The organism is Halalkalibacter lacteus (genome assembly GCF_036663595.1).
Classification (GTDB): Bacteria; Bacillota; Bacilli; order Bacillales; family Bacillaceae_D; genus Halalkalibacter; species Halalkalibacter lacteus.
On the sequence record NZ_JAWRVL010000249.1, the window covers coordinates 1 to 266 of the forward strand.

General features: G+C 67.3%; 1 protein-coding gene. It reads right to left on the reverse strand.

What is annotated here, in order from left to right:
* Window positions 1-266, reverse strand: a 266-nt coding sequence (locus tag SAZ04_RS22245) for a diadenylate cyclase (RefSeq protein ID WP_332699806.1), incomplete at both ends; no start/stop codon positions are given.

Sequence of the window (266 nt, forward strand, 5' to 3'; positions counted from 1 at the left end):
GGTCTGCTTCGCGACGCGCTCGGCGGTGCGGTGGCGCGTGCCGGACTCGTTGGTCTCGATGCGCGAGTCGGGCACGAGCTGGGTGGCGGCGCGCAGGATGCGCGAGGCGTCACGGTCGAGGACGACCGCGCCGTCCATCTTGCACAGCTCGCTCAGGCGTGTCGCGGAGAACTCTATGTCGATGGGTAACCAGCCGGTGCAGATGGATTCTACCACCTTGTCGAAACCGAGCACGATGAGTGCGCCGGTGCGACCTCGGAGGATGC